Consider the following 5,377-nt stretch of genomic DNA (forward strand, 5'->3'; position numbering starts at 1 on the left):
AAACTGAACGGCGTGGAGCCGGAAGCGTATCTGCGCCATGTGCTGGCGATTATCGCGGATCATCCCATCAACAAAATCAAAGAGCTCCTGCCGTGGAACCTCACCATCCCTGCTGAATAACTGTCAATACGGCGCTGGGCTTACGCTTACAAAAAACACGTGGCGCGGAACGTTTCCTGACGGCGGGGCTAACGCCGGCCGTTACTCGAACTCATTCCACGACCGCCCATCGCGGGTAATCATCACGACGGAGGCTACCGGCCCCCAGGTGCAGGCCTGATAAGGTTTCGGCGCGTCATTGTCCGCCTCCCAGGCTTCCATAATCGAGTCGACCCATTTCCAGGCTTCTTCCACCTCGTCACGGCGGACGAACAGAGCCTGGATACCGCGCATGGTTTCCAGCAGCAGCCGTTCATAAGCGTCGGCCAGATGTTCCTGGTTAAAGGTTTCGGTAAAGCTCAGATCTAATTTGGTGGTCTGCAGACGGTGTTTATGATCCAAACCCGGTACCTTGTTCAGGATCTGGATATCCATCCCTTCGGCCGGCTGCAGACGGATGGTCAATTTGTTCTGCGGCAATTGCTGATAGGAATCCCGGAACAGGTTGAGCGCCGGGTTTTTGAAATAAACCACCACTTCGGAACATTTGGTCGGCAAACGTTTGCCGGTACGCAGATAAAACGGCACGCCTGCCCAGCGCCAGTTGTCGATGTCGACGCGGATGGAAACGAAGGTTTCGGTGCGGCTGTTTTTATTCGCGCCCTCTTCTTCCAAATAGTCGAGGACTTTTTTTCCCCTGCACGAACCCGCCGGTATACTGCCCACGCACTGTGGTATCACGCACATTGCTGTGATCGATGGGACGCAGCGAGCGCAGCACCTTCACTTTTTCATCACGGATACGGTCGGTGGTCAGATCCGAGGGCGGCGACATGGCTATCATGGTCAGGATCTGCAGCAGATGGCTTTGGATCATGTCGCGCATTTGGCCGGCTTTATCGAAATAGCCACAGCGGCCTTCGATGCCGACTTCCTCGGCGACCGTAATCTGGACATGATCGATGGTGCGATTATCCCAATTGGGGGCGAAAAGCGAATTGGCGAAACGCAGCGCCAGCAAATTCAGCACGGTCTCTTTGCCCAGATAATGGTCGATGCGGTAAACCTGGCTCTCATTGAAATATTCCGCGACCTGATCGTTTATCACCCGGGAAGAGTCCAGATCGGTACCGAGCGGTTTTTCCATCACGACGCGGCTCGGTTCGCTGTTCAGACCCGCTTCGCCCAAGCCCTTGCAGATTACCCCGAAGGTGTTGGGCGGCATGGCGAAGTAGTTCACCGTCACCCGCGCCTGCTGATCCAGTTTTTCACCCAGTCGGCTGAAATGCTTGGTCTCGTTGACATCCAGATTGCAGAAATCCAGCCGTGCGCTCAGGGTCTTCCATAATTTGTCGTCAATAGGCTCCTTCATGAAGGTTTCCAACGCTTCACGCACCACCTTGGTATAAGCTTTGACGTCCCAGTCCGCGCGGCCAACGCCGATGATACGGGTTTCCGGATGAAGTGAACCTGCCTTTTCCAGCTGATACAACGAGGGCAACAACTTACGCCTCGCCAGATCGCTTTTCGCGCCAAAAATGACCAGATCACAGGCCTGGGCTATGGATGTTATCGCCATGTTCTTCTCCTCGTGCAGGATTTATAATTTTATTACATCGTTAGGGTATTTTTTTTGACATCGACCGGCAAAACGTCAAAATAACGCGCTAGCCCCCTGTTTTTTGGCAATTATACCCGGCTTTGTTTTCAAAAGTGTAATTAATTAACAACATTGTGGTTGTCTTACCGCTTTGAAAGTTAGACAAAGGTCATACTCTGGCAAAAAACACCTAGGGCCATCCGGTTTCGCTGCCTTTGACTACCGGCTCGTAGTATATTTCATTAAATCGGTAATGATTTCTCCTTTGTGTGAAATCGGCAAAATCCATGAGCTATTCACTTATGAACATGCTGGAAAAGATCAATACTCATCTGGAGTTACTGAGTAAATCCGAACGTAAGGTCGCGGAAGTCATCCTGCTCTCCCCCCAAACCGCCATCCATTCCAGCATCGCCATCCTCGCGCGCACGGCGGACGTTAGCGAACCAACCGTAAACCGTTTTTGCCGCCGTTTAGGAAGCAAAGGCTATCCTGATTTTAAATTGCATCTCGCCCAGAGTCTGGCGAACGGGACGCCGTATGTAAACCGTAACGTGGATGAAGATGATAGCGTGGATTCCTATACCCATAAAATCTTCGAGTCCGCGATGGCGAGTCTGGAGCAGGTAAAAAACAGCCTGGATATCGCCGCGGTGAACCGTGCGGTGGGCTTACTTACCCAAGCCAAGAAGATTTCCTTTTTTGGTCTTGGCGCCTCGGCGGCGGTGGCGCATGATGCGATGAACAAGTTTTTCCGTTTCAATATCCCGGTAGTGTACTCGGAAGATATCGTCTTGCAGCGCATGAGCTGCATGAATTCCAGCGAAGGCGATGTCGTGGTGCTGATTTCTCATACCGGCCGCACCAAAATGCTGGTAGAACTCTCGGCGCTGGCGCGGGAGAATGATGCTACGGTTATCGCCATCACCTCGCCGCGCTCGCCGCTGGCGCTGGAAGCGTCACTGACCCTGGCGCTGGACGTGCCGGAAGATACCGATATGTTTATGCCGATGACATCGCGCCTGGCGCAGTTAACCTTAATCGATGTCCTGGCAACCGGCTTTACGCTGCGGCGTGGCGCAAAATTCCGGGATAACTTGAAGCGGGTCAAGGACGCCCTGAAAGAATCGCGCTTTGATAAAACGGAACAAGGACTTTAACGAAGGCATCCAGGGAAACCTTCGCGCCTTCTCCGGCGTCCTGGCCGCCGCGAAAAGGCTTTTATCAACAGGGATTATCCGCAGCGGGGACCGGCCAAACGTCTGGCGCCCCGCCGGAGCAGTTTTTTTGTTGCAACAACACCATTGCCCAAGTCAACGGAGTTATCCATGTCCAGACGGCTAAGAAGAACCAAAATTGTCACCACTCTCGGTCCCGCCACCGATCGCGATAATAATCTCGAAAAAGTGATCGCCGCCGGCGCCAACGTCGTTCGCCTCAATTTTTCACACGGCAGCGCGGAAGATCATCTCCTGCGCGCGCAGAAAGTGCGCGAAATATCGGCCCGTCTCGGCCGGCATGTCGCGATACTCGGCGATTTGCAGGGGCCGAAGATCCGCGTTTCGACGTTTCGGGAAGGGAAAATTTTCCTGAACGTCGGCGACAAATTTCTGCTCGATGCGTCATTAGGCCACGGCGAGGGCGACCGCGAACGGGTGGGCATTGACTATAAAGGCTTGCCCGACGATGTGGTGCCCGGCGATATCCTGCTGCTGGATGATGGCCGCGTGCAGCTCAAAGTGCTGGAGGTGCAGGGTATACGGGTTTACACCGAAGTGACGGTGGGCGGCCCGCTGTCCAACAATAAAGGCATCAACAAGCTCGGCGGCGGTTTGTCCGCTGAAGCGCTGACCGAGAAGGACAAGGCCGATATCGTTACCACCGCCAAAATCGGCGTCGACTACCTGGCGGTGTCCTTTCCCCGCACCGGTGAGGATCTGAACTATGCGCGTCGCCTGGCGCGTGACGCAGGCAGCTATGCCAAAATTGTATCGAAGGTCGAGCGCGCCGAAGCCGTGGCCAGCGAGGAAGCGATGGACGATATCATCCTCGCCTCGGATGTAGTGATGGTGGCCCGCGGCGACTTAGGGGTTGAAATCGGCGATCCTGAACTGGTGGGTATTCAAAAGAAACTGATCCGCCGCGCCCGTACCCTTAATCGCGCCGTGATTACCGCCACGCAGATGATGGAATCAATGATAACCAATCCGATGCCCACGCGCGCCGAAGTCATGGACGTCGCCAACGCGGTGCTCGATGGCACCGACGCGGTGATGCTGTCGGCCGAAACCGCCGTGGGGCAGTATCCCGCCGAAACGGTGGCCGCCATGGCCAACGTTTGCCTGGGGGCGGAGAAGATCCCCAGCATTAATGTGTCCAAGCATCGGCTGGACGTGCAATTTGACAATATCGAAGAAGCCATCGCCATGTCGGCGATGTACGCCGCCAATCACCTTAAGGGCATCACCGCCATTATCTCGATGACGGAATCGGGCCGTACCACGCTAATGATGTCCCGTATCAGCTCAGGTCTGCCGATTTTCGCCCTCTCGCGCCATGAGCATACCCTCAATCTGACCGCGCTTTATCGTGGCGTGACGCCGGTGTACTTTGACGGCGATTGCGACGGCGTGGCGGCGGCGACCCACGCTACCAATTTGCTGCGCGACAAGGGGTTTTTGGTCTCGGGGGATCTGGTGATCATCACCCAGGGCGACGTGATGGACATGGTCGGCACCACCAATACCAGCCGCATCCTGCGCGTGGAATAACCCAAGGCGGACGCCTCACTGCCCGCGTCGAGCGGCCGTGAGGCCAATCGCGGCGGCCCGCACGGGCGTTTTGCCGACGACGACGAACGTCAGGGTGCGAACCCTGTTCCCGCCGCAAGCGTTTTCGCGCGAGGAGGTCAACGCGCGGCCGTCAGGCGCTAACGTCCGCCTACCGCCGTTCTCTTTTTTGCGGGTGCGTTGGGTAAACAATCCTGCCGGTCTCTTAGCCCATATTCAGCCTGCCGCGGCATTACTCGTGCGCCACAGGCCGCCCGCGGATCGCGCGTAACGCAGACAGACGGGTCCGATATTCGTCATCGCGACGGCCGCGTTTTAACGCCAGTTTCGTCATTATTTGATAGTATTTCTCCAGCACCTCTTCCAATACGTCGGTGGCAAATGACGGCGTGCGCGCCAGACGCTGTCGTTGCGCTATTACCATCTGATCGGCATCAATGAAATAGATGCGACCGTCATTCTGGATCAGGATATTACCCACTACCTCGGCATCATGCATATAGAGTCCGCGTGAATCGAGCAGCACTAGCGCCTTGGTACGCAGCACATTCCCTTTTTCCTCGTCGGATAAATCCTCTAAGGTACTGCCTGCAATATATTTCGTGACCAGTACGTCCACAGGGTCGCCGTATTGGTTAACCATCACGCCGGCGCGGGCAAAATCAGGCTGCTTATTTGCCTTGTTCAGGTAGTATTGAGGTAAGCGTACGCCCAGTGCCGTATTGACAGTTATTCAGCAGGGATGGTGAGGTTCCACGGCAGGAGCTCTTTGATTTTGTTGATGGGATGATCCGCGATAATCGCCAGCACATGGCGCAGATACGCTTCCGGCTCCACGTCGTTCAGTTTGCAACTGCCGATCAGCGTATACATCAGCGCCGCCCGGTCG

At 55.4% G+C, this 5,377-nt stretch carries 5 protein-coding genes and 1 pseudogene; 3 read left to right on the top strand and 3 right to left on the bottom strand.

Annotation, left to right across the window (positions count from 1 at the left end; all coding sequences use genetic code 11):
- On the top strand, positions 1 to 120 hold a 120-nt coding region (locus ACMX3H_RS10075), incomplete at its 5' end, for a transposase domain-containing protein (RefSeq protein ID WP_415210721.1).
- 81 nt (positions 121 to 201) lie between these two features.
- Here ACMX3H_RS10075 and zwf read toward each other — a convergent pair.
- Positions 202 to 1,678, bottom strand: a pseudogene (gene zwf, locus ACMX3H_RS10080) (glucose-6-phosphate dehydrogenase).
- 323 nt (positions 1,679 to 2,001) lie between these two features.
- Between zwf and ACMX3H_RS10085 the strand changes: the two are divergent.
- Positions 2,002 to 2,859 (top strand): MurR/RpiR family transcriptional regulator, encoded by an 858-nt coding sequence (locus tag ACMX3H_RS10085; protein ID WP_415210722.1) that lies wholly within the window; start codon positions 2,002 to 2,004, stop codon positions 2,857 to 2,859.
- Positions 2,860 to 3,027: 168 nt separating this feature from the next.
- Complete coding sequence (pyk, locus tag ACMX3H_RS10090; RefSeq protein WP_415210719.1) at positions 3,028 to 4,470, top strand: pyruvate kinase; 1,443 nt, start codon at positions 3,028 to 3,030, stop codon at positions 4,468 to 4,470.
- Positions 4,471 to 4,720: 250 nt separating this feature from the next.
- On the opposite strand, the gene ACMX3H_RS10095 is transcribed toward pyk, so the two are convergent.
- Positions 4,721 to 5,107 carry a hypothetical protein gene (locus tag ACMX3H_RS10095; RefSeq protein WP_415210720.1) on the bottom strand — a complete coding sequence of 129 codons (387 nt, stop codon included), beginning with the start codon at positions 5,105 to 5,107 and terminating at the stop codon, positions 4,721 to 4,723.
- Between the two features lie 110 nt (positions 5,108 to 5,217).
- The coding region (locus tag ACMX3H_RS10100) for a transposase domain-containing protein (protein WP_415210723.1) at positions 5,218 to 5,377 on the bottom strand (160 nt) is incomplete at its 5' end.

The organism is Sodalis sp. (in: enterobacteria) (genome assembly GCF_047607725.1).
GTDB lineage: Bacteria > Pseudomonadota > Gammaproteobacteria > Enterobacterales > Enterobacteriaceae > JBLKSS01.

Excerpts from the sequence above, each read along its gene's own strand:
- ACMX3H_RS10085 (WP_415210722.1), top strand. The coding sequence starts at position 2,002 with ATGAACATGCTGGAAAAGATCAATACTCATCTGGAGTTACTGAGTAAA.
- pyk (WP_415210719.1), top strand. The coding sequence starts at position 3,028 with ATGTCCAGACGGCTAAGAAGAACCAAAATTGTCACCACTCTCGGTCCC.